Annotated in this window: 19 protein-coding genes and 1 tRNA gene; 12 read left to right on the forward strand and 8 right to left on the reverse strand. The window is 61.0% G+C overall.

Annotated elements, in window-relative coordinates:
• Positions 1-158 precede the first annotated feature (158 nt).
• On the forward strand, positions 159-707 hold the full coding sequence (locus HUI96_RS08075; protein ID WP_237684011.1) for a hypothetical protein: 549 nt from the start codon (positions 159-161) through the stop codon (positions 705-707).
• Between the two features lie 221 nt (positions 708-928).
• Here the strand turns inward: HUI96_RS08075 and HUI96_RS08080 are convergent, their stop codons facing one another.
• Positions 929-2440, reverse strand: coding sequence for an MBL fold metallo-hydrolase (locus HUI96_RS08080; protein ID WP_188254121.1), 1512 nt, complete (start codon positions 2438-2440; stop codon positions 929-931).
• Between the two features lie 513 nt (positions 2441-2953).
• On the opposite strand from HUI96_RS08080, the gene HUI96_RS08085 reads away from it, so the two are divergent.
• Both HUI96_RS08085 and HUI96_RS08090 read left to right on the forward strand, forming a co-directional pair.
• Positions 2954-3027 (forward strand) — tRNA-Gly (locus HUI96_RS08085).
• A 291-nt stretch (positions 3028-3318) separates the two neighbouring features.
• Positions 3319-4233, forward strand: a complete 915-nt coding sequence (locus tag HUI96_RS08090) for a S1 family peptidase (protein ID WP_188254122.1) — start codon at positions 3319-3321, stop codon at positions 4231-4233.
• A gap of 33 nt (positions 4234-4266) precedes the next feature.
• Here HUI96_RS08090 and HUI96_RS08095 read toward each other — a convergent pair whose 3' ends face one another.
• The 5 genes from HUI96_RS08095 to HUI96_RS08115 all read right to left on the reverse strand — a co-directional run bounded on the left by HUI96_RS08095 (position 4267) and on the right by HUI96_RS08115 (position 10797).
• Entirely contained in the window at positions 4267-5892 is a 1626-nt protein-coding gene (locus tag HUI96_RS08095) for an arylsulfatase (RefSeq protein ID WP_188254123.1), read from the reverse strand.
• Positions 5893-6462: 570 nt separating this feature from the next.
• A complete protein-coding gene (locus HUI96_RS08100; RefSeq protein ID WP_188254124.1) occupies positions 6463-7494 on the reverse strand; it encodes an acyltransferase family protein in 1032 nt (343 codons plus the stop codon).
• Positions 7491-8765, reverse strand: a complete 1275-nt coding sequence (locus HUI96_RS08105) for an O-antigen ligase family protein (RefSeq protein ID WP_188254125.1) — start codon at positions 8763-8765, stop codon at positions 7491-7493. Before HUI96_RS08105 ends, HUI96_RS08100 begins: the two co-directional genes overlap by 4 nt.
• Positions 8766-8789: 24 nt before the next feature.
• Positions 8790-9989, reverse strand: a complete 1200-nt coding sequence (locus HUI96_RS08110; protein ID WP_188254189.1) for a polysaccharide biosynthesis/export family protein — start codon at positions 9987-9989, stop codon at positions 8790-8792.
• Between the two features lie 127 nt (positions 9990-10116).
• Positions 10117-10797, reverse strand: coding sequence for a sugar transferase (locus tag HUI96_RS08115; RefSeq protein ID WP_188254126.1), 681 nt, complete (start codon positions 10795-10797; stop codon positions 10117-10119).
• A 540-nt stretch (positions 10798-11337) separates the two neighbouring features.
• Here HUI96_RS08115 and HUI96_RS08120 point away from each other — a divergent pair.
• Together HUI96_RS08120 and HUI96_RS08125 are read left to right on the forward strand one after the other, a co-directional pair.
• On the forward strand, positions 11338-11634 hold the full coding sequence (locus tag HUI96_RS08120; RefSeq protein ID WP_188254127.1) for an exopolysaccharide production repressor protein: 297 nt from the start codon (positions 11338-11340) through the stop codon (positions 11632-11634).
• 157 nt (positions 11635-11791) lie between these two features.
• Positions 11792-12793: a glycosyltransferase family 2 protein gene (locus HUI96_RS08125; protein ID WP_188254128.1), complete on the forward strand. Its 1002-nt coding sequence runs from the start codon at positions 11792-11794 to the stop codon at positions 12791-12793.
• On the opposite strand, the gene HUI96_RS08130 is transcribed toward HUI96_RS08125, so the two are convergent.
• Both HUI96_RS08130 and HUI96_RS08135 read right to left on the reverse strand, forming a co-directional pair.
• On the reverse strand, positions 12784-13734 hold the full coding sequence (locus tag HUI96_RS08130) for a polysaccharide pyruvyl transferase family protein (RefSeq protein WP_188254129.1): 951 nt from the start codon (positions 13732-13734) through the stop codon (positions 12784-12786). The genes HUI96_RS08125 and HUI96_RS08130 overlap by 10 nt on opposite strands.
• Before the next feature lie 13 nt (positions 13735-13747).
• Positions 13748-14707, reverse strand: a complete 960-nt coding sequence (locus tag HUI96_RS08135) for a glycosyltransferase family 2 protein (RefSeq protein WP_188254130.1) — start codon at positions 14705-14707, stop codon at positions 13748-13750.
• A gap of 116 nt (positions 14708-14823) precedes the next feature.
• On the opposite strand from HUI96_RS08135, the gene HUI96_RS08140 reads away from it, so the two are divergent.
• The 7 genes from HUI96_RS08140 (at position 14824) to HUI96_RS08170 (ending at position 21826) form a co-directional block, all read left to right on the forward strand.
• Positions 14824-16308, forward strand: a complete 1485-nt coding sequence (locus tag HUI96_RS08140; RefSeq protein WP_188254131.1) for a lipopolysaccharide biosynthesis protein — start codon at positions 14824-14826, stop codon at positions 16306-16308.
• A gap of 138 nt (positions 16309-16446) precedes the next feature.
• A complete protein-coding gene (locus tag HUI96_RS08145) occupies positions 16447-16749 on the forward strand; it encodes a hypothetical protein (RefSeq protein WP_188254132.1) in 303 nt (100 codons plus the stop codon).
• Positions 16750-16934: 185 nt separating this feature from the next.
• Positions 16935-17708 (forward strand): glycoside hydrolase family 16 protein, encoded by a 774-nt coding sequence (locus HUI96_RS08150; RefSeq protein WP_188254190.1) that lies wholly within the window; start codon positions 16935-16937, stop codon positions 17706-17708.
• Positions 17709-17733: 25 nt separating this feature from the next.
• Entirely contained in the window at positions 17734-18912 is a 1179-nt protein-coding gene (locus HUI96_RS08155) for a glycosyltransferase (protein WP_188254192.1), read from the forward strand.
• A gap of 13 nt (positions 18913-18925) precedes the next feature.
• Positions 18926-19936 (forward strand): glycosyltransferase family 2 protein, encoded by a 1011-nt coding sequence (locus tag HUI96_RS08160; protein ID WP_237684013.1) that lies wholly within the window; start codon positions 18926-18928, stop codon positions 19934-19936.
• Positions 19933-20874 (forward strand): glycosyltransferase, encoded by a 942-nt coding sequence (locus HUI96_RS08165; protein ID WP_188254133.1) that lies wholly within the window; start codon positions 19933-19935, stop codon positions 20872-20874. The genes HUI96_RS08160 and HUI96_RS08165 overlap by 4 nt, the downstream gene beginning before the upstream one ends.
• Positions 20864-21826, forward strand: coding sequence for a glycosyltransferase family 2 protein (locus HUI96_RS08170; protein WP_188254134.1), 963 nt, complete (start codon positions 20864-20866; stop codon positions 21824-21826). The genes HUI96_RS08165 and HUI96_RS08170 overlap by 11 nt, the downstream gene beginning before the upstream one ends.
• Positions 21827-21832 lie beyond the last annotated feature (6 nt).

Consider the following 21832-nt stretch of genomic DNA (forward strand, 5'->3'; position numbering starts at 1 on the left):
TTCCTTCGTTCGGAGTAATTTGTCATTCTCTTTTATGGCAGCCTTTTGTAGCAAGGACGCTGCAATGAGATTTACTCGTACAGCGAATATCATCATTTATGCATTACATATAAGTTTTCGACTGTCATAAATTGGATGATTCGGCTCTGGAGGTGATCATGCTTGACCAGGCAGCAACTCCCACCAGAACCGATCCCGCAGCACCTGTTCCGGATAGGGCACCAAACGCCTATATTGAACAGATCTTGCTGCTCGTCGGGCGCCTCAATTACACTTGGACGAACACCGAGAGCCTGCTCATCTACCTGATCGCCGGCCTGTCGAAAGTCGACAAGGAGACCGCGATCATCATCTTTTTGACCTTGAACACAACGCGGGCTCGCATCGACCTTGTCGAGCGCCTGGCCAAGATGTCGAGGACGGATGCCGGATGCCGGCGTGAGATACTTGAGATAACACGGCAGTTGGGGCGGGAGTCAGGCCTACGGAACAAATACAATCACTGCATCTATTCGTTCGATCCGGAGAGTGGCCGCGGCATGACGCAACTCATGCGCATCTTCGACAATAAGGATCAGATCAAATACGGGAAGGTCGAACATCTCGACGACATGGAAATCGCCAGGATCCAAGCGAGCATCTCGGCGTTGGCCGAGATAAACAGGACAATATGGGCGCTCGTCCGCAAGCATGGCTTCCCGACCTGAGTGGCACACCGCGTCCGCTGCTGCCGGCCGGATCGGTAATGCGCTGCCGACGCAGCCAATACCTTCAGTAAAAGACGGAACTCCAAGCAGACCTGAGGTGCGGTACCGAAATACAGCTAGAGCAGTCGAAGACCAGCAAGGCCATATATCTGATTGGGTCATTGCAACAACGCGACGGAAAGGAGGTGCCGCTGAAGCACAATTTCAGTGGCCTGCTCCGCCTAATCGTGTCTGCTCTGGCGGAGTAGGTTGGGATCGATAACTTCGACCCGCAGCGGGAGCGTGCCGCCGTCAATGCACTCGCCGGTCCACAGGTTCCACTTCCAATGGTGCCGGGGACATTCGATGACGCCATCGCACACAATGGCATAGGTCAGGTCCTCTCCTGCATGAGGGCAGAACCGCTGCATGCGCAGGCCATCGCGCTCGATCGTTTCGGTATTGTAGGTCTCACGCAGCATCTGCAGCGTCTGGACCGGCTCGTTGCCATAACGCAGCAGGCCCATGAAACGTGAATCGAAGATGTCGGGCTCACGCTTGAGCACGACGCGCATGGAGAGCAGCGCCTCCTCCCATCCCTCTCGGCCGTCGATGATCTGCCGCAGCACGCGCGGCGACATGAAGAACGAATATTCGGGGTCGTAGGGCTCCTCGCCTTCGATGACAAAGTGCTCGGCAAGCTGGCCAAGCTGCACCCTCCAGGCATTGCTGCCCGCAACGAGCCGGACATCCTTGCTGAAGTCGGCAAGAAAGTGCTTGTTCCTGCGCTGCAGCCGCGCGAAATAGGCCTCGAGCTCTTCTGGGGCGATAGGCCGCTCGGCCTCGCGGTAGAATTCACCCCAGTCGTCCTTGCGGCGCCGGGAATAGTCGTCGAGGTCTTCGGATACACGCCGGTCCGCAGACAGTTCGTGGACAGGCTCCTGCTCAGGCTTGTCGAACAAGAGCCGGTCGCCCGGCTGCAGCCGCAACGCCTCAACCTCCGGACAGGCCACAGCGAACTCGTCTGAAACATTCTCCCAAATCGGGAAGATCGTCCGGTCCCTGTCATTGTAGTGCATGAGAACGGGGTCGAGAAAGCAGGCCGGCCCCGCCGACGGGATATAATACCTGGCCTTCGTGATGCGGGCCTTGCGGACCAGCGTATCCATCAGATCGCGCCGGACGGCCTCCACCTTCTGCAGCATTACATCGGGCGGGTAGTCGTAGCAGTTCGGGTACCACATGGCGCCCGAGTACTGGGCCGCCAGCACGTCGATGTCCGTGGGCAGTTCGGAGATGCGGGTGTTGCAGTCGTTCAAATCAAGAAAACGAAACCCGTCGGTTTCCAGCAGAAGCCCGCTGTCCTCCTTGTGGCTCGTGTCGAGATACATCGTCGCCGTCAGGCCGGGGGCAACTTCGATCGACTGCTTGTGGTCGAGCGGAATGAGGTTCTCAAACCCGAGCCCGCGGAATTTTCTGGCCAAGCTGCGCGATCGATAGTTCGGAGCGAGTATCTTGATGGACTTGTCCAATCTCTCGAGCAGACGACGGTCGAAATGGTCCTGATGCAAATGCGATACGTAAAGATAGTCTGCTTTGAGGCCGTAGACTGCATCTAGGAGAAAACGATTGTCCGGGTACGGAAACCATGACTTCAGAAACGCAGGAAAGAACCATGGATCAACTAGTATTGTTGTATGCCTATGTATAACGATAAATCCTGCATGACCGAGATATCGAATAATAGTGTCCATACAAACTCTCAGCGGAGCATGTGTTGCACCCAACCTTTAAGACTAATACGCAGCGGCTTTGATCTGCAAGTACTACGTGTGACGTATTACTTATACGGTGATTAGTCCCCCGCATTGCTCCATCGGCCATACAGGAATCCAAGCATCCTGCGACCGGCGGCGGTCAAGGCCCGCACGGCTTTCACTTCATGTAACCGGCTGCCCAAATTGCGCCCGAGCGCCAATTGGGTTCGATCCCGAGAGTGGCCGCGGCATGACGCAGTTCATGCGGATCTTCGACAAAAAGGATGAGATCAAATACGTCTCGACGAGATTGAGATCGCCAGGATCAGGACGAGCATCTCTGCTTTGGCCGAGATAAACGGGACGATATGGGGGATCGTCCGCAAGCATGGCTTCCCGACCTGAGTGGCGGACCCGCGAGTTCTCCTGCAGACTGGATGGTGAGCATAGTGTTCTGCCGTGCGAAGCGGATTGCAGAACCGTGCGGCCCCATGCTATCGAAGCTGCCGCGCGGGTATGATGTAATGGTAGCCTGTCAGCTTCCCAAGCTGAACGCGCGGGTTCGATTCCCGCTACCCGCTCCAGCGAACACTAGCCGTCCGGACCCGGAACCTGGTCAGCGCAAGGCTTTCGCCCACCCCCACGCGCGGTGACGCTCCACCATTAGGGCACATCCTGTGATACAGGCGGGCTTCGGAGCGGAGTCGCCTGTGGCAAAACGGACGCGCGCCCAGCCCGGACCGCTGCATCATCCAGCCGATGGAACATTTCGAAGTCGGGACAGTTGCGAGGCACTTCTGGATCTGTCGCGTAATACGTAGCGCTCTCTTCGCCTCGATGTTCCGCAAGTCCAGCAGCGGAACATCGAGGATTGCATGGACGCCTCATCGCAGGTCCGGGCGAAGTCGCGGACGGTCGCCCTGATCCTTAGTCTCATCTTTCTCAGCCTCGGATGGGACACTCCGAGCGCAGAGGCACAGGGATCCCCGTGCGTCGATCCTTCGCAACTGGCCTCTTCGGTCGTCAGCATCGCGTGGTATTTCGAGGAGCCACGGCCTGCAGGCACGCCTGCAAAGGATATCGTCGGCGAACGCGCCACGGCCTGGCTCTACACTTCGCCCAGGCTTCTTGTTACGGCCGCGCACTTTGCCAGCGATCTTTTGGCCAAGGCCTGGCAGGAGGCTGAGCTTACCCAGGCGGCGGCCGGAGGCAGGCCGGAGAGAACTATCCGGGTCCGGATCAGGGTGGCCGATCAGGTCAGAGTTCCCGGCCCCGGTGAGGACAGTCGGGCGGGATGGCCGACCGATGTGGCTATCCTGGAACTGGAAAATCCCTTCCCGGATGCGCAAGCCCTCGCCCTAGAGCCGACCAGGCCGGCGAAGGATACCACCGTCCTGGTCTTGGGCTATCCCGACGGGCAGATGCGCGCTGCGCGGGCGATTGTGCGCGAGACAGACGACCCGGCCGACGAGTTGGCGGGATTGGCTCTGGTCGAAGTCGAAGGGCCGAACCGCCTCCTGTTCAATGCGGGCGCGTCCGGATCTCCGGTCGTCGATTGCCGAAAAGGCAGGGTCGTCGCGGTGCTGAACGGGCTGCTGACCGCGCGCGCCCTGCCCTTTCTTCCCCAGGAGTATTCCGTGATCCCGACCCCTTGGGGTAGCCCGACCAATACTGCCGTCCCGGCGTCGGCTCTGGCAGCTCTCGGCAGCGCAGCGCCCGAGCTTCCGACAAGCCAACTCACCAGCGTATTCGCCCTGACTCTCGAACGGCAGCTATCGCCCCTGGAGTGAAGCGTTGCCCTCAAATTTCTCGAGCACGGCCTATCATTGGCCCTGCGGGGAATGGATCGACCGCTCGATCTGCTGCTTCACCGACTCCATGTTGAAGCTCCCGCCCTTCTGCATCGGCGGAAATTCGATGAAGCTCTGCGCTGCCTTCCCGACTTCCTGCTGCACGAAGACGAAGCGCCAGAACTCCGTGGCAAACCAGTTGTAGTAGGCGAGCGAGCCGCTCTTGCCGTCGGAGATGCCTGTGCGCTCGAACGGATCGAGCCGTAGGTTGGTAAGAATTGGCCAGTCGACTTTCTCCGTTGCGCCCAGCCAGCCGTTCGGCTGGTCGGTGAAGCGGTATTTGAAGTCGTTGATCCGCACCGCGCCCAGAGTGGACTCGGTGAAATAGAAGATCTCGTTCCGCTTCGAGGGACCTTGGCCTGTGATAAGCGCTGTCTGGTCGTAGCCATCCAGATGGACCTTGTAGGTCGTGTCGCCGATCTTCTTGCCGGCCTTGAATTCGTCGATGATCGATGGGTTACCTGCCGCTGCCACGAGGGTCGGGAACCAGTCGAGACCGGACATGATGCTGTTCTCGACCTTGCCCGCTGGCACCTTGCCAGGCCAGCGGATGATCGCCGGAACCCGGAAGCCGCCTTCGAGCGCCGTCCCCTTGCCGCCGGCGAACGGCGTCTGGCCGCCGTCCGGCCAGGTGAAGTTCTCTGCACCGTTGTCGGTCGAGAAGACGACGATGGTGTTGTCGCTGAGACGGTTCTCGTCGAGGTACTTCATGACCGAGCCGACGACGTCATCGAGTTGCGCCAAACCGGCCTCCTCGACGCTCCAGCCGTTTTGAGACGTGCGCATCCCCTCGTATTTCGGCGAGAGATGCGTGATCACGTGCATCCGGGTGGGATTGAGCCAGATGAAGAAGGGTTTGCCACCGCCCCTCGCCTTGTCCGCGAACTTTAACGTGGCATCTAGGATCTCGTCATCAACGGTCTCCATCCGCTTCGGGCAGAGTTGGCCGGCATCCTCGATCCGCTGCTTGCCGATCTTGCCCCAGCGCGGCTGCTCGGTCGGGTCGTCGCGGTCGGTCGCAAAGGAGTGGACCATGTTGCGGGGGCCCACCTTGTCGCGCAGTTCCTGCGGATAGTTCGGGTGGCAGGGGTCCTCCATCGCATCGAGGTGATAGAGATAGCCGTAGAACTCGTCGAAGCCATGCACGGTCGGCAGGAACCGATTGAGGTCGCCGAGATGGTTCTTGCCGAACTGGCCGGTGGCGTAGCCCATCGACTTCAGCGCAGTCGCAATCGTCGGGGCCTCGTCCGGCATGCCGAGCGGCGACCCGGCCTGCCCGACTGTGGTCAGTCCGGTGCGGATCGGCAGTTCGCCGGTGATGAAGTTGGCTCGGCCGGCCGTGCAGCTTGCCTCGGCATAGTAGTCGGTGAAGCGCATGCCCTGTGCGGTGAGCCGGTCAAGATTGGGCGTACGCCCGGACATCATGCCCTGGTTGTACACGCCAATGTTGTTCCAGCCGATGTCGTCGCCCATGATGAAAATGATGTTGGGCTGGGCCGGCCCGGCAGGCGCGACCTGGGCAGCGGCCGGCGTCACGTCCGATGCTCCGCAGAGCAACGCCGTCCCGCAAGCCAAGGCGGCCAATGATGCGAGTCTCATGACGATCTCCTCTTCTGTGAACAACCCCCGCAACGCACGGCGGCACCGCAGCCTCTAGTCCAGGAAGGTGATCCGCCCACTGCCGACGTCATGCATGGCCGCGACTATCTTGAGTTCGTTGCGGGCGGCCAGGTCCCGAAGGATTGGGCTTTCCTTCTGCAGCGCGTGGAAGCACGCGGGCGGAACGCTCCTACCCCGCGTCAACGGTTGTGATCAGCGATCCATCGATCCCCGCAACGATGTGCCTTCGGCTGGTATGGCAAACTCGCCCGGCTCTCTCGGCCGGACTCCATCGTGGGGTCCGGCGTGTGGCTACTGAATACCTTTGGGCCTTCGAAGCAGCCCAACTTTTGTCAAATCGGTCCGAGATCGTCTTTGATTCTTGTCAACAGGCCGCGACAAATCGGCTGGAACTGCGGCACTGCCACTATCGACATTCGGATACGGGCTATGTCAGCCCTGTGTTGAGCCTCGCAAGGTTTCGGATGCGGGTTTTCGCCCGGGCTGCGGCGAGGCGTCTCTACCGCCTCTCCGTCTTACCTGGTCAAGCGAGCCCACGGGAGCCGGATTTCAAACGCTCTCCGGGACCGGCGGGTTGTCCTGGACCGACTTCCGGCGGCCTTGCCCGCTCCGCAAGCCCTTGACGGCTGCGATCAAGGGCTTTTCCAGCATTTCGTAGGCCGCAACGCCGACCGCCACGCCTGATGTCACGGCAAGGAGCATTGCCGTCTCAGCCGGTATCGACAGCAATGCAGCCAGCTTGGCGACGACCGAAATCGCGAAGGTGTGGAAGAGATAGACCGAATAGGACGCGTCGCCGAGATAGAGCATCGACCGGACATGACGAACCGCGCCGCCCTTTTCCAGGGCGAGCACGCCGATCAGTAGCGCAGCAGCCAAGGTACCGAAAGATAGCGGGCCGAAACCGAGATGGGTCGCGCCGACGACCGCGAAACCAAGGAGCGCGCCAATGATCAGGACAGCGCCCGTCGCAGGCGAGGGAATTCTGCCGTCCAGCCAGAGCTTGCCGATAAGAACGCCGATCAGGAACTCCAGGATGATCGGGTTGGTGTAAGTCGCCAACAATGGATTGCCGCTGCCCTGGACGAAGCCGAATCCAGCCAGGCCAACCAGCACGGCCGCCAAGCCCGCGAGCCTGAACCGTGACGGCAGCAGCAGGCACGCGGCGAAAACCACGTAGAAAAAAATCTCGTAATTCAGCGTCCAGCCCTGGACCAGAACCGGCCAGATCTGCCCGTTGCTCGGCGACTGATGCGGAATGAAGGACAGAGAACCGAGTACGTGGCCAAGCGTGAGCTTCAAATTCGGGAACAGACCGGCAAGCGCGCCGGCAACCATGATGGCGGTCGCTATCCAGTAGACCGGTGCGATGCGCTCCAGCCGATCGCGCAGGAACCGGGCGGGCGTGGTCGGCCTGCGCGCGGAGATGACCCACATGATGAAGCCGCTGATGACGAAGAATACGTCCACGCCGGCCGCACCGATGGCGAAATGCCCGCCAGTGCGTTCGACCGCGTGAAAGACCACCACCGCAAGGGCGGCGATGGCGCGCAGATACTGGATGCCATGCAGTCTGTTCATCGGGTGTGAGCAACCAGCACATGCGAAGCTGGTTGGGCGGCGGGGAATCCCAGGCTGGGCGCCGGTTTCGATGCCGCAAGCAGGCCGGCCGAATAATAGAGCAGGAAGGATCCGATCGCGTAGGGGTGCATCACGTCGACTTCGAAGAAGGAGCGCACCAGCAGCATGAAGGCGACGCCGAACAGTAGGTGGGAGCGCGCGATATCGTCACCGTGGAGAATGCGGAGCAGATGGCCGATCCAGACTCGGATGATGATCAGACCGGCAAGCAGAAGTCCGATGAAGCCGAGTTCGACGAAGACTTCTATGTAGGTGTTGTGGAAATGAAAGCCACTGCGGGTGCCGATGTAGAATTCTTCCCAGAGACGCTCGGCTTCGGAAAAGCCCTGGACCCAGTAGGCGTAATAGCCGACGCCGAGGACCGGAGACTGCCAGCCCGCAGCGATACCTTCCGCCCAGAGATAGGTTCGCCCCGTCAGCGTCGCGTCCTTGCCGAAGGCACCGAGCACCATCTCCATGCCGCCAAGATTCAGTCCGACGAACACGAGTCCAAGCAAGAGTACAATGCCGAGCGCGAATAGGGCCTTCCTGGTGCGCGGCGCGAACCGGATGGTAAGGCCGAGGCCGACCATGACGGCCAGCGTGGCTGCGGTTGCTATGATCGATGTGGCGGACTGCGAGGCAATCAGCGCATAGCCGGACAGGCATGCGCCAAGAACGGAAAGGACCCTCCAGAAGCCACGCTCGCCCAGGACGAAGAGGCAGGCAAGGGCGAAATAGATGCCGAGCGAGGCGAAAAAGCCGAGCTGATTCTTGGAGGCGAAAGCGCCCACGAAGCTGTAATCGCCGTCCAGCGGATCATAGTGATAGCCGCCGAAGGCAAGCGAGTAGAGCAGCACAACAATGACGCCGGCGAGCATGCCGAGCGCCATCGTGCGCACATTAACGGTCCGCGCCGCGATCAGCGCACAGACGATGTGGGACATATACTGCACGCCCGCGCGTGCGGTGACGCCGGGCGCCGCGGACCAGAATATCGACAGGCAGGCGAACAGACCGAAAGCGATGATCCAGTAGAATCGGGCGTAGTTGCCCAGCGAATGCCGATAGTCGACCAGGATCAGCGGCAGCCACAGCGCATAGTAGGCAAGCACCGAGACCTGCCCGAAACGCGCCGAGTAGGCCAGGATGAAGGTAGAGACGGCGATCGCGACGAAGCCGTACCAGAAATTGTGGTCCGGGCTGACAAGACTCGCCTTTGCAATCTTCATGGCCAGTTCCGCCGCGAGCAGGCGCTAGTTGCCCGGCATTGCCGCGATGCCCACTTTGATGACGTCGCCTGGCAGAACGGGAGTGTTCTCTTCGGCCGGCATCTCCGTCGTCTTGCCTTTCGCTTCACGGACTATGGAGAAGCTGATCACGGGTGACGCGTCAGCGCCTGCGCCCGCGGCCATCGGATCGCGCGCCAGCGCTTCAGCCATCAGGTCCCTGTACATCGAGATTTTCAGGTTCAGCTGTTCGATAGCGGATTCCGACTGCTGGCGTTCCTGCGCGATCCCGGCGTTCCACTCGTTCTGCAGGTTGGTCGCGTCTTGAGTTGCCTTGCTTATGTCCTGCTTGGCCCGCAAGACCGAGGTCTCCATGTCCAGGACCTTGGTCTCCAGATCTGCGGTCGAACGCTCGATCGAAAGAACCCGGGAATTCACCGCCAGGCCCTTGTCGGCGAGGTCGCCGATACCCTTCAGTTCCTTGCGCGAAAGCTCTATCTGTCGGGTCTGGCTTGCGATCTTCTTTTCCAGCGAGGCCACCTCGCTCTCCAGCAGCCCTTTCAGATCATCGAGCGCCGAAAGTTGCACGCTCAGCCGTTTCTCGCGCGCTTCCTTGAAAGCGGTTTCATCCGCAATCATTTTCTTGCCACTGGCGGTTTCCTGAAGCTCCTTCGGGAAATCGATCTGCTCGACGCCCCCGGCTTCGGCAATCAGCCGCGCCCGCTTGGCCATGAGGCCATTCCGCTCGGCGATCAGAACCTCGTAGTTGCCGCGGGCGTTGATGAAATCGCGCTCAATGCGCAGACCGGCATCGGCCGCGCGGCGTACTCCGCCGGCCAAGCTGACGGCCTTCAGTACGGTCAGATCTGGAGCGTAGGGATATCTGCCGGGCGTCTGAACATCGCCGGAAATGAAGACAGGCCGGAATTCGGCGAGCTCAACCGACGCGTCCGGGCGGTCGAGGAGTCCGAATTTCTGCTGCAATGTCTCGCTGATTGCCTCACCGATCTCGGACGTCGTTTTCCCGGTGGCGGCCATTTCGCCGACGAATGGCAAAGAGATATTGCCCGAGGGGCCAACGGTATAGTCGCCGCTGATCGTCGACCAGTCGCGAACCGCGCCTTCCGCGGTCCGCCACTCGGCAACGCGGATGCGGACCTTGTCCATGGCTCCCAGCTGATAGTCCGCAGCCTGCGCCGAAACCACGGTCAACGCTGCCAGCACCATGGCGAGTTTCGTCGCGCCCGTGAGGAAGGAACGTCCTAGGCCGAGCCATGCGGCCCGGCAGTTGGTGAGTTTCGCTTTCAAGACAAGCCTTTCCGGCGCTGCCGTAAACGCGCGCACGCTGCGCGAATCAGTAGCTGCCACGAGACGAGAAGACGGCGGGAACCGTCTTGACGATGATTTTGAGGTCGAAAAGGAAGGACCAGTTTTCGACATAGTGCCGGTCGAAGGCGACACGCGTGCAATAGGAAACGTCATTGCGGCCGCTGATTTGCCACAGTCCGGTAAGGCCGGGGCGTGACTTCAGATAGCAGTCCGCAGCCGCGCCGTAGAGTTCGAGTTCGTCCTTAACCACCGGCCTGGGGCCGACGATGCTCATATCGCCGCGCAGGATGTTGAACAACTGAGGCAACTCGTCGAGGCTGAGCTTGCGCAGCACGGCGCCGATGCGGGTGACGCGAGGGTCGTTCTGCAGCTTGCGGGTAGCCAGCCATTCCTCGCGGCTCTGCGGATTCTTAGCGAAGTAGGCCGACAGGACCTCATCCCCATTTTCAACCATGGTGCGAAATTTGAGACATTGGAAAACCTGGCCGTTCCGCCCGATTCGGCGGTGGCCATAAAGCACCCGTCCACCATCCGAGAACTTCACCAGCATCGCCAGCATAAGAAGCAGCGGGCTCAGCAGGAGGATACCCGCAGAGGCGCCGATTATGTCGAAACCGCGCTTGAAAACCCCGCCGATCGGCGGGTGATTCCCGGAAGCCGATCGGAGTCGGTAGGTCGAGTTGGCCAATCTGACGGCGGATTTCATTTGCTGCTCCAAATGGTCGAACGACTCAAAATGCTGCAACGCAACATGACAAATGCGCCGCGACCAATGGGCCACGCATGTGTCCAAAATTTGAACCGCGAAAATATCGTCAGATCATATTGTGTGACGCACGGTTACACATGTGCTTACCCAGCGTGACTCTTGTGGAGCCTAGATTGTACATGCAGATTGTCACAAGTATAAATTTTTACCTTTGGCACTGACATTACATTTCCGCGTCGTTATTATAAACTATGACTTATACAACCCCCCTATACGCCTATTCGTTTCTATGATTGTCTTGTTGATGGCGCATCTCAACGCAGTGTTTACGATGAATTGGTTGAGCGACGCGGCCGTCAAAAAGCACATAAAAGGATTAAGTCGGCCATATTGCCGAGCCTCGCCCACGCGAATATATGATGTCGGGATTGGCGCGCAGCCCGAATATCCGCAGACCACTGGCGCCGGACATTTCAGAGGAAATGTGCGAATGATTTTGGACGCGAAATCGCGTTCGGACGACGCGAGGGCATAGAAATGTCCTTTCTGCTCTTCCTTCGGGGCCTTGTCGGCGTCCTGCTGGTTGTCGCGATTACTACCTACGTGATGACGCAGTCGCTCTGGACGACGTTCGTTCAGACCTTGATCTGCGCGGTCCTGATACAGGTCGGTTATTTCGCAGTTGTCCTGTTCCTCGTGTGGCGATCGGCCGACAAGACGAGGCATGTCGAAAGCGCGGCAAACGAGGCGGAATTGCAGAACGCGCCGAACGAAATTCCGCAGGCGCGGAAGGTGGGTCGCCTGCCTGAGGTACCCCACTCAGGTCATTCGTAAGACGAGCGATCGCTCGCCTGTCATCAAATCGCCGTTCGCAACTGCGAACAATCCGAGTTCCAGTCCGAATCGGTAGTGTCAGTACGCCGATTCGGCCGTGTGCAGACCAATGCTGCTTGGTCTGCTTCGTTTCCGGAACGGATTGATCGAGGTGTGAATGACATCCGCAGCCACCGTCTGCGTCATCATTGCGGCAAAAAATGCTTCCGGCACGATCGCGCGCGCCATCCGTTCGGCCTTGCGCGAGGATCGTGTTGCCGAAGTGATCGTCGTCGACGATGGATCGACCGACGAAACGGCCGCGACGTCGCGGGCGGCGGATGACGGCAGCGGTCGCCTGCGGGTCTTGTCGCTCAATACCAACCAGGGACCGGCCTTTGCCCGCAACCACGCCATCGCCAACTCGTCCGCTCCGTTGATCGCAATCCTTGATGCCGATGACTTTTTCCTGTCCGGACGCTTCGACCAGCTGCTCGCGGAGGACGACTGGGATTTCGTCGCCGACAACATCGTTTTCGTGGATGGCCGAGGCCAGGTGGTGGAGCCCGACGTGCCGGAGTTCGAGGCCGCGCCACGCTTGCTCGACCTTCGCGGCTTCATTGAAGGCAACATCTCCAGGCGCGGCGCTACGCGTGGCGAGATAGGGTTCCTCAAGCCGGTCATGCGCCGGTCCTTTCTCGACTCCCATGGGCTTCGGTACAAGGAGGAACTGCGGCTGGGCGAGGATTACGACCTCTACGCGCGCGCACTGCTGAATGGCGCGCGCTACAAGATCGTCCACGGATGCGGCTATGGCGCGGTCGTTCGACCGGATTCGCTTAGCGGCCGGCATCGCACGCTCGACCTGAAGCGGTTGTACGAGGCCGACCGGGCGATCCTCGCCACGCCCGGGCTGCCGAAGGAGAGCGCAGCCATTCTCCGACAACACGAACGCCACATTCGCGGGCGCTACGAATTGCGTCGCTTTCTCGACGTGAAGGCCGAGGCCGGGACCTGGAAAGCGGGGCTTTACGCCTTGGCGAACCCATCCGCGATCCCTGCGATCGCTGGCGGGATCGCGGCCGACAAGTTGGCCGCCTTCACGGCGCGCCGCAAGCCCGACACCGCAAAACCCGCGACACTCCGCTACCTGCTGCCGGCAACGGTCGCTCAGAAGTAATCCCGGCGTATTCCGGCAAGAACTTCTCGGAAGCGCTCCTTACGCTCGGCCAGCGCACCATCGGCGCTCAATTGCGGGTGCGCCTTGCTTGCCTGGCGCAAGGCACGGATGGACGGTGCCGCCAGAAGCTGCTTTGCCACACTGCGAAGCGCAGAGGGACGGGGATCGCTGCGCGTCATGACAAGGCTGTCGTCGAAGCTGCGGCTGTTGGGATTGTCGGGTTGCGGCCCCCTGTTGCCGAAATCCACGCCCCAGAAGCGTGTACCCTTGGTGATCGCCTCGGCTCTCGAGGAAACCGGCACGTAGCGGGGCTTATAGGCAACGCCGACGGTTTCCGCCCAATCCTGCCATTTGAAGCTGTTGATGTTGTGCGATGTGCTGACCGCGACCCAAGGCACGCGGAAAGCGTCGGCCAGTATGGCCGCGTGCATCGACTCGGCGACCACCAGCCGCGACTGCGCGATCGCCCGGATGACGGACTTCGCCTCGCCGCACGGATCGACATAGACCAGGCCGGCGGCGTTGCAGACGATCGGCCAAATGCCGCCCACCGTCGATTCCCAGTGCGGAATGAAGATCGCATCCTGGGTCTTCGGCAGGTTTGTGAATTCCGGCATGTCGGCGACCATGACCGCCGGGTCGATGATGCCAAGCTCAGGGTCGAGGCCGAGCTTGCCCGCCGTCAGCGGACCGCGCACGCAGCGAATGTCCCATTCGGACGGATCCGAAAAGTCCGGCAGCTTGCCATATCCGAAGCCGCTTCCGACGACGAGTTTCGGTGTTTTCTTCGGCAGCAGCGCCTGATTGAGGACGGTGCCTACACCGACGAGAAGCGTTTCGGGGTGAACCTCGCGAAAGCCGGGGAGAAGAAAGTCCCAGAGCCAGAGATTGAGGTCGTCGCCAAAATTGCCGTGTTCGGATTCCCAATAAAAAGGATGCATGTCGTCCCAATCGCTAGCGGGTGATCTTGGCGACGGCGAGTTCCACCGCGCTGCGTAGTATCTTGGGATCGCGCCAGGCCCATTCGGCCAGAAGCCCAAGCTGTGGCGCCTTTCGGCGGCGAACCAGCCGCATCTGCCCCCATAGCGCCTGTCGGCGCGCCACCTGCTTGTAGGCTTCGATCGAGGCCTTGTCTTCCGGCGCGTGGGAAAAGCGGCTTTCGAGTTGGTCGAGCGCGACCCAGGTGTTGAACTGCTGTTTGAGGAAGAGCGGCGAATCGCTGTCCAGGCCGTGGAAGATGTTGATGCCTTCGCCGCGCGTAGCCCCTATCCCGTCGCTCAGGATGACGCGCTTTGCGCCTCGAACGCAGTCGTAGAAGAACAGGACGTCCTCGGCGGCCAGCCGCAAGGCCGCTTCGAAGCGGACCTTACGGAACAGGTCCTTGCCGATCACCATGCAGGAGAGGTGGAGAAAGCTCCAGTTCTTCAGCATGACGCCTGCGAGATTCGGGATTTCCACCAGTGGCGGCTCGTCGGAAAGCCGGGTGACCGTGGTGACCTCGGCCAGCGCGGACACGCCGAAATGGTAATGAAACTCTTCACCGCCCTTGATCGAGGCCCAGTAGCAGTCTGCGCCAAAACGTGAGAGGCCAGCGGTCGCGTGCTTCAGATGGTCGGGTGTCCACTCGTCGTCCGAATCGAGAAAGGCTGCATAGGAACTGTCGGCGGGCACGTGGTCGAGGCCCATGTTGCGCGCCCCGCCGGGACCGGCATTCGGTTGTTTGATAACCGTTATGCGGGCCCGTTCGGCCAGCGAAAATCCCTCCAATTCGATCTCGACCGGCGACGGAGAGGCGTCATCCACGACGATCACATCGAAATCCGGATGCGATTGCGCGAACACCGACCTCAGTGCGCGCGCGAGGATGCCGGGCTCTCTCTGATAGTAGGGGATGATGACGGTGCACTTCGTCATTTTTTCGCGCCTTATCAAATCTAGGAGGTTTGCGGGCTCCCGGGGACTTCCCGGTCGGGGCCTGATTCGGGGTCCGGATGAGGACAAGACCCGCTTACAAACAACGGTGCTCGTCCATGTCGCCTGCCATTAACCTGAAAACTGTGACGAATAATGTCGGCTGGAGCGTACTGGCCAAGACAACCACATTCGGGCTGAAGTTTGTCACCGTGCCGCTTCTCGCCCGTATCCTCTCCCCCGAGGAGTTCGGTGTCGTCGCCGTTGCCCACACCGTCGTGCTGTTTCTGACGATGGTCGGCAGCGCCGGTCTTGCGGCCTCGCTGGTGCTCGGGCGCGACCTCGAATCGGAGACGCTACACTCCGTCTTCTGGGCAAATCTGCTGATGGCCTGCGCGCTGGCGACCGGCCTCTATGTATGGGCGGATATCCTGGCGGAACTGCTCGGCGCCGCGGACGCCGCCTTCCTCGTCAGGGTCATGGCATTCCTTATTCCGATCCAACTGTGCGGCGATGTGGCCTATTCGTTGCTGGCGCGGAACATGGCCTTCGGCAAGGACGCGACCTGGAGCGTGCTTTCTGAATCGATCGGCGCGATGACAGCGCTCGGACTGGCCTTCTTAGGGTGGGGTGTTTGGGCGCTGGTGGCGCAGCTTTTCGTATCGGCTGTGGTCCGGCTGGCGGGGCTCTTCTACGCAAGCCGCTACAGGCCGCGCCTGGTCATGTCCTTCGGCAAGCTTCGGGGGCTTGCCAAATTCAGCCTCGGGGTCATGGGCTCGGAGATCTTCAATTTCATCACCTTCCAGTCTCCGCTGGTCATCATTTCACGCCACCTCGGTCTTGCCGATGCCGGCGCCTATTCGGCCGCAAACAGGTTTTCGAGCATTCCGAACCAGGTCGTGCAGTCGGCATTGATGGGCGTGCTCTTTCCGGCATTCAGTCATATGAACGAGGATCGCGCACGGCGGTCGCACGCGCTGATGCTCAGCACCCAGGTGTCGACCGTTTTCCTGGCTCCGATGATGTTCGGTATCTGGGCGATTGCCGAGCCTGGGATGCTGCTGATCTTCGGGCCGCAATGGGCCTATGCCTGGCCGATCCTAGGGTTGCTCGCCTTGTCGAAGGGCATTCTCACCCCTTGCAGCACCTTCATTCCCTATCTGAAGGGCGCCGGGCAGAGCAATGTGCTGTGGTGGGTCGCGGTGATTCGGGCGATTCTCGTCTATGGCTGTGTCACCTACGGCGTGATGACGGGCGGGCTGGTTGAAGCGATGATATGGCTCTGCGTCGCCAATGCGCTCACGCTGGTCGGCTATTCATGGGCGGTATTTCGCACCGACGGGACGGCGTTCCTCTCAGGCCTCTACGTAACCAGCCGACCGATGGTCACCGCCCTCATCATGGCCATCGCGGTCCGATTCCTGCTCGATCACATCAAGGAAGACGTGCCGAGCGCGGTATTGCAGGTGATCGTTTGCGGCCTGGCGGGCAGCATCATCTATGCCATCCTTGTCCTGTTGACCGAGCGGGAATTGATGCGGAAGCTACTGCAGTTGCTGCGCAAGAGGCAGGTGCCCGAGGCAAGTGTCGGTTCCGGCAGCTAGCATTCGGCACAGCGTCGATGGGCTTCGCTGTGGACGCAAGCAAGGGATCGAATCGCAATGGCGCTGTTTCGCTTTCAAGTCCGAAACCCGAATCGGGACCGAGACACAGATGCAGGCCGACTGCAGCGGCTCGATCGCATGCTGGACGATCTTCGCGTGGAAATAGAGCGCGAGCGAAACGGTCTCCGTGACCGCTACGACAAATTGGCCGCCGATGCCGCGTTTTCCTATCAGGCCCTGGAGAACGATAGTGTCGCGTCCTCCATGTCGTCGAAGATCGATGACATGACCGATACGATGATCCGATACAGCGGGCGCATCCAATCACTGGAAAGGCAGATCGGTTTTGTGATCGGCCTGCGCAGCCAAGTGGAGGAGTTTTCCCAGGAGAACGCTGCGGAAGGCCTTGCCGCCGATGCCGTGCCGCCAGGGCGGGGGTAACGAGCGCTCACAAAACGTTATCGTAAGTTCGAACGCACGTCACATTCTGATCCTACCCCATGCTCCAATTCACCGCGCAGCATTTGCTGTGATTTGGACGGGCCGCGCTGGGAGGACGCTGCCAAGATACGAATGAGGGTCTTGTGATTCAGAACGCGACCAGCACGACCGGAACCAACCTCAAACTGCTTGTCCTCGCCACTGGACTGCTCCTTGTCTCACTCAATCCGAGCGCGTCGCTCGCGCAGGATCTCGTGGGAGAAAAATCCTTTGTCGAGAATTTCGACCGGCTCGATACAAAGCATTGGTACGTTTCAGATGGCTGGTCGAATGGCAATCATCAGAACTGCACCTGGTCGAAGGGGCAGGTGAAGGTCGCCGATGGAACGCTCCGGCTGGGCTTCGCCAAGCAGCAGACGAAGGATCGCGCCTATGTCTGCGGCGAAGTCCAGACCAACCCCCGCTACGGCTACGGCACCTACGAAATTCGCATGAAGGCCGTGGCCGGATCAGGCCTGAACACGGGCTTCTTCACCTATATCGGGCCTGCTCACAAGCAGCCGCATGACGAGATCGACTTCGAGGTTCTCGGCAAGAACCCCTCGAAGGTGCAGATCAATACGTACGTCGACGGGAAAAGCGTCGGCCCTGAAAAACTGGTGGCAGTTCCCGGCGGCGCCGATAAGGCCTTCAACGATTATGCCTTCGTCTGGGAGAAGGAGCGCATCCGCTGGTACGTGAACGGCGAACTCGTCGGTGAAGCGACCGACCCCGACAAAGTGCCGAGCCACTTATCAAAAATCTACATCAGCCTGTGGGGCACCGACACGCTGAAGTCGTGGATGGGCACATTCGCAGAGCCCGAAGGCCCCATTGCCGCCGAAATCGACCGGGTCGCATTCACCGCTGCCGGCGATGCCTGCCAGTTCCCCGAATCCATCGTCTGCAAGCTGAAATAAGCAGGCAGGGGTGAATTCCATTTCCATGCTGCACGTTCTCTATCTCGTGCACGATCTCTCCGATCCGGCCGTCCGCCGTCGGGTGATCATGCTTCAAGCGGGCGGAGCCAAGGTGACGCTGGCCGGGTTTCGCCGGGCCGCGCATCCGGCGACTGCACAGATTGAGGGGCTTTCGCCGATCGATCTGGGGCCGACGCAAGACGGCAAGTTCGGGCAACGGCTTGTTGCGATTGCAAAGGCCGCGCTGTCGCTGCGCGCCAAGCTGAAGGGCGTTGCGAAGCCCGACGTCATCATTGGCCGCAATCTTGAGATGCTGGCGCTGGCCAAGCGGGCCAGGACGTTGCTTTCAGGCGATATCCCTGTCGTCTACGAATGCCTCGACATCCACCGCCTGCTGCTCGGGCAGAACCGCGTGTCGAGGGCGATGCGCGGTGCCGAACGCGCGCTTGGCAGGGATGCCGCGTTGCTGATGACCAGTTCGCCCGCCTTCGTGCGCGATTACTTCGAGCGCCTCGGGCAGATCGACGCACCGGTCATGCTGCTGCAAAACAAGGTGCTCGATCTCTCTGGCAATTCCGTCGATGGGGAAAGCCACGTCATCGAAGCTTCGAGCCCCAAGCCATGGAAGATCGGCTGGTTCGGCGCGTTGCGCTGCCGAAAGTCGCTGCAACTACTCGCCGAGTTCACCCGGCGGATGGAAGGCCGTTACGAGGTCGTCCTGCGCGGTCGGCCGGCCTATTCCGAATTTCCCGATTTCGATGCATTCGTCGGCTCCGAACCGCATCTCCGCTTCGAGGGCGCCTACCGGAACCCGGAAGACCTCGCCCGGATCTATGGCGAGGTGCATTTCGCCTGGGCGATCGACTTCTTCGAGGAAGGGCTGAATTCAAGCTGGCTGCTACCCAACCGGCTTTATGAAGGCTGCCGCTACGGAGCGGTCCCGATCGCGATGAGGCAGACCGAAACGGGCCGGTTCCTTGCCGAGCGCCAGATGGGGATTCTGCTCGACGAAGCGTCGGTTTCGGCGCTCGGCGCGCGCCTCGGCGGTATGGACGCCGGCAACTATGCGGCCGCCCGGCAAAAGATCCTGAGCGAAGACCGCGGGACGTGGGTCAGCGATCTCCGCGACTGCCGGGCGCTTGTCGACAGGCTGAGGTCCCTGGCCAGCTCGACTGCATTCGATGCGGCATTGCAGGCAGCGTAAATCGGTGAGTGAGATGAGCAGACAGACGACGGGCTCCGTCCCGGTGCTGCCGTGCATGGCGGTGATTCCCTGCCTGAACGAAGCGGAACACATCGAGGCGCTGATCGAGCGGCTGAGTCCGTCGGCAAACCGCCTCGGAATGAAGATCGTGGTTGTGGACGGCGGCAGCGTCGATGGAACGCAGGAGATCGTGAAGGCCATCGCGGCGGCGAACCCGCACGTATTGCTGCTGCACAATGCTAGGAAAATCCAGAGTGCGGCGGTGAACCTTGCGGTCGAGGAGTTCGGCGACTGGTTCGAGAGCTTTATCCGGATCGACGCCCACGGCGACTATCCCGAGGATTATTGCGATCGGCTGATCGACGAAGCCGAAGCGACGCAAGCTGCTTCCGTCGTCGTTTCGATGGCGACAAAGGGCTTCGGAGCCTTTCAGAAGGCGACCGCCATTGCCCAGAATTCGCGACTCGGGAACGGCGGCTCCCCCCACCGGCACGGCGCCAAAGGTCACTGGACCGACCATGGACATCATGCCTTCATGCGTGTGTCGGCATTTCGATCCGTCGGCGGTTATGACGAGAGCTTCAGCCACAACGAGGACGCCGAACTCGACTACCGACTGCGGGCGGCGGGCCATCGCATCTGGATGACCGACAAGACTTTCATGGTCTATTACCCGCGCGCCTCGGTGCCCGCCCTGTTCCGGCAGTATCTAGGCTACGGCAGGGGCCGCGCCAAGAACATCCTGAAACACCGGGCGGTGCCGAAGATCCGGCAGATGATTCCGCTGATGGTGTTCCCGGTGGTCGTCGGCATGTCGTTGGCGTTCCTGAGCCTTGCCGCGCTGGTCCCGGCTGGGCTGTGGGCGGCGGCCTGCCTCGGCTACGGCGCGTGGATGGCCGTCAGTCAGCGCAATCCCTACGGTCCGCTCGCCGGGTTTTCCGCCATGGTCATGCACCTCGCATGGTCGGCGGGCTTCTGGTTGCAGCTACTCGATTTCCGAAAGCGCGAGGCGCCTGCAGCATGACAAAAGGTGAAAACTTGCGAATTGATGTTTGCGTATGCACCTACCGCAGGCGCGAACTGGACGACACGCTCCTCTCAATAGGCGCGCTGACCGTGCCAGAGAATGCGACTGTTAGAGTGATCGTTGCCGACAATGATGTCGTGCCGAGCGCCCGGGAAAGGGTCTATGCGCTGGCGGCGGAGATCCCCTTCCCCGTCGTCTACGTGCACTGCCCCGCATCCAACATTTCCATCGCACGCAACGCCTGCGTCGAAAACAGCACGGGCGATTTCCTGGCCTTCATCGACGACGATGAGACGGCGTCGGAGGAATGGCTGACGGAATTGGTCCAAGTCGCCGAGTCGACCTGCGCGGAAGCGGTGCTCGGGCCGGTGCAGGCCGTTTATTCCGATGATGCGCCCGGTTGGATGAAGCGCGGCGATTTTCATTCGACCGCTCCCGTGTGGGTCAAGGGCGAGATCCGCACCGGATATACCTGCAACGTTCTGCTGCGCCGCACCTCACCGCATGTTGCGCAACGCCGCTTCAATCTTGCGCTTGGCAGGACGGGCGGCGAGGACACCGAGTATTTTACGCAGTTGCACCAGGCGGGCGGCTCGATCGCCTATGCGCCGCAAGCGACGGTCTACGAGCGGGTTCCTCATAACCGCTCGCAGTTCTCCTGGCTGACGAAACGCCGGTTCAGGTTCGGCCAGACCCATGGCCGGCTGGTCGGCGAGACCCGCCAGGGTCTCGCGACCTTGCGGCAGGTCGTGCTTGCAGCGGCGAAGGCGGGCTATTGCTTCGCTGCCGCCGCGGCGCTCGCGATCGCACCTGTCAGGCGCAATCGCTTCGTTCTGCGCGGCATAATGCATTCCGGAGTGGTCAGCGGGCTGCTCGGCATCCGCGAGATCCGTCAGTACGGCGAACCGGCAAGTGGACGCGCCGATGCAGCCTGACGTGAGCTTCGTGATCGCCGCTTTCAACGCGGAACGGTCGATCGCGCGCGCCATCGAAAGTGCGCTGGCCCAGCGCGACGTGACCGTGGAGGTGGTGGTCGTCGATGATTGTTCCACCGACCGGACCGTCGAGGTGGCGCGCTCCTTCCCGGCCGAACTGGTGCGGGTGGTCGAACTTGAGAAAAACCGCGGCCCGGGCGGGGCGCGCAATGCCGGACTGGAGATCGCGCGCGGCCGCTGGATCGCAGTGCTCGATTCGGATGACGTGGTCTATCCGGACCGTCTCGCCCGGATGATCCGCCGCGCCGAGACGGCCGATGCCCAGATCGCGGTCGACAATCTCGGAGTGGTACAAGAAACGAGCGGCACCAAAACGATCATGTTTGCCCCGGCGCAATTGGCGAAATTTTCTGAGCTCCGTCTCGCCGACTTCATCGGGGCGAACATGCTGTTCGAGGAGACCTTTTCGTTCGGCTACATGAAGCCGATCTTCGAACGGCGCTTCATCGAACGAAACGCGCTCCGCTACATCGAAACGCTGCGCATCGGCGAGGATTATGTTTTTCTCGCCTCGGCGCTGGCGAGAGGCGGCCGCTGCATCGTCGTGCCCGAGCCGGGATACGCCTACCACATTCGATCGAGTTCCATCTCCCGCGTGCTCAAGCTAGACCACGTCGAAGCGATGATGGCGGCCGATGAAGCCTTCGTGCGGGACCACCCGCTGGATCCCGCGGCGCAAGCGGCGCAGGCGAGGCGCGTGCGCAGCCTTGAAGAGGCTAAGTCCTTCCTCACCATCGTGCAGCATCTGAAGCAGCACGCGCCGTTGAAGGCGATGAAGACCGCGCTACGCGATCCGATGGCGGTCAGGCATCTGAGAATGCCGATCGCAGCCAGGCTGCGTCGGCTCGGTACACCGTTCTGTTCGCGAAAGACGCTCCAACAGACCGGATAGACGAAA

It is taken from the genome of Pseudaminobacter soli (ex Zhang et al. 2022) (assembly GCF_014595955.1).
GTDB lineage: Bacteria > Pseudomonadota > Alphaproteobacteria > Rhizobiales > Rhizobiaceae > Kumtagia > Kumtagia pseudosoli.

Coding starts and splice junctions, on each gene's coding strand:
- HUI96_RS08155 (WP_188254192.1), top strand. CDS start 17,734: ATGCTGCACGTTCTCTATCTCGTGCACGATCTCTCCGATCCGGCCGTC.
- HUI96_RS08145 (WP_188254132.1), top strand. CDS start 16,447: ATGCTGGACGATCTTCGCGTGGAAATAGAGCGCGAGCGAAACGGTCTC.
- HUI96_RS08095 (WP_188254123.1), bottom strand. CDS start 5,892: ATGAGACTCGCATCATTGGCCGCCTTGGCTTGCGGGACGGCGTTGCTC.
- HUI96_RS08105 (WP_188254125.1), bottom strand. CDS start 8,765: ATGAAGATTGCAAAGGCGAGTCTTGTCAGCCCGGACCACAATTTCTGG.
- HUI96_RS08100 (WP_188254124.1), bottom strand. CDS start 7,494: ATGAACAGACTGCATGGCATCCAGTATCTGCGCGCCATCGCCGCCCTT.
- HUI96_RS08130 (WP_188254129.1), bottom strand. CDS start 13,734: ATGCATCCTTTTTATTGGGAATCCGAACACGGCAATTTTGGCGACGAC.
- HUI96_RS08125 (WP_188254128.1), top strand. CDS start 11,792: ATGACATCCGCAGCCACCGTCTGCGTCATCATTGCGGCAAAAAATGCT.
- HUI96_RS08075 (WP_237684011.1), top strand. CDS start 159: ATGCTTGACCAGGCAGCAACTCCCACCAGAACCGATCCCGCAGCACCT.
- HUI96_RS08165 (WP_188254133.1), top strand. CDS start 19,933: ATGACAAAAGGTGAAAACTTGCGAATTGATGTTTGCGTATGCACCTAC.
- HUI96_RS08110 (WP_188254189.1), bottom strand. CDS start 9,989: ATGGTGCTGGCAGCGTTGACCGTGGTTTCGGCGCAGGCTGCGGACTAT.
- HUI96_RS08120 (WP_188254127.1), top strand. CDS start 11,338: ATGTCCTTTCTGCTCTTCCTTCGGGGCCTTGTCGGCGTCCTGCTGGTT.
- HUI96_RS08160 (WP_237684013.1), top strand. CDS start 18,926: ATGAGCAGACAGACGACGGGCTCCGTCCCGGTGCTGCCGTGCATGGCG.
- HUI96_RS08115 (WP_188254126.1), bottom strand. CDS start 10,797: ATGAAATCCGCCGTCAGATTGGCCAACTCGACCTACCGACTCCGATCG.
- HUI96_RS08135 (WP_188254130.1), bottom strand. CDS start 14,707: ATGACGAAGTGCACCGTCATCATCCCCTACTATCAGAGAGAGCCCGGC.
- HUI96_RS08170 (WP_188254134.1), top strand. CDS start 20,864: ATGCAGCCTGACGTGAGCTTCGTGATCGCCGCTTTCAACGCGGAACGG.
- HUI96_RS08140 (WP_188254131.1), top strand. CDS start 14,824: ATGTCGCCTGCCATTAACCTGAAAACTGTGACGAATAATGTCGGCTGG.
- HUI96_RS08080 (WP_188254121.1), bottom strand. CDS start 2,440: ATGGACACTATTATTCGATATCTCGGTCATGCAGGATTTATCGTTATA.
- HUI96_RS08090 (WP_188254122.1), top strand. CDS start 3,319: ATGGACGCCTCATCGCAGGTCCGGGCGAAGTCGCGGACGGTCGCCCTG.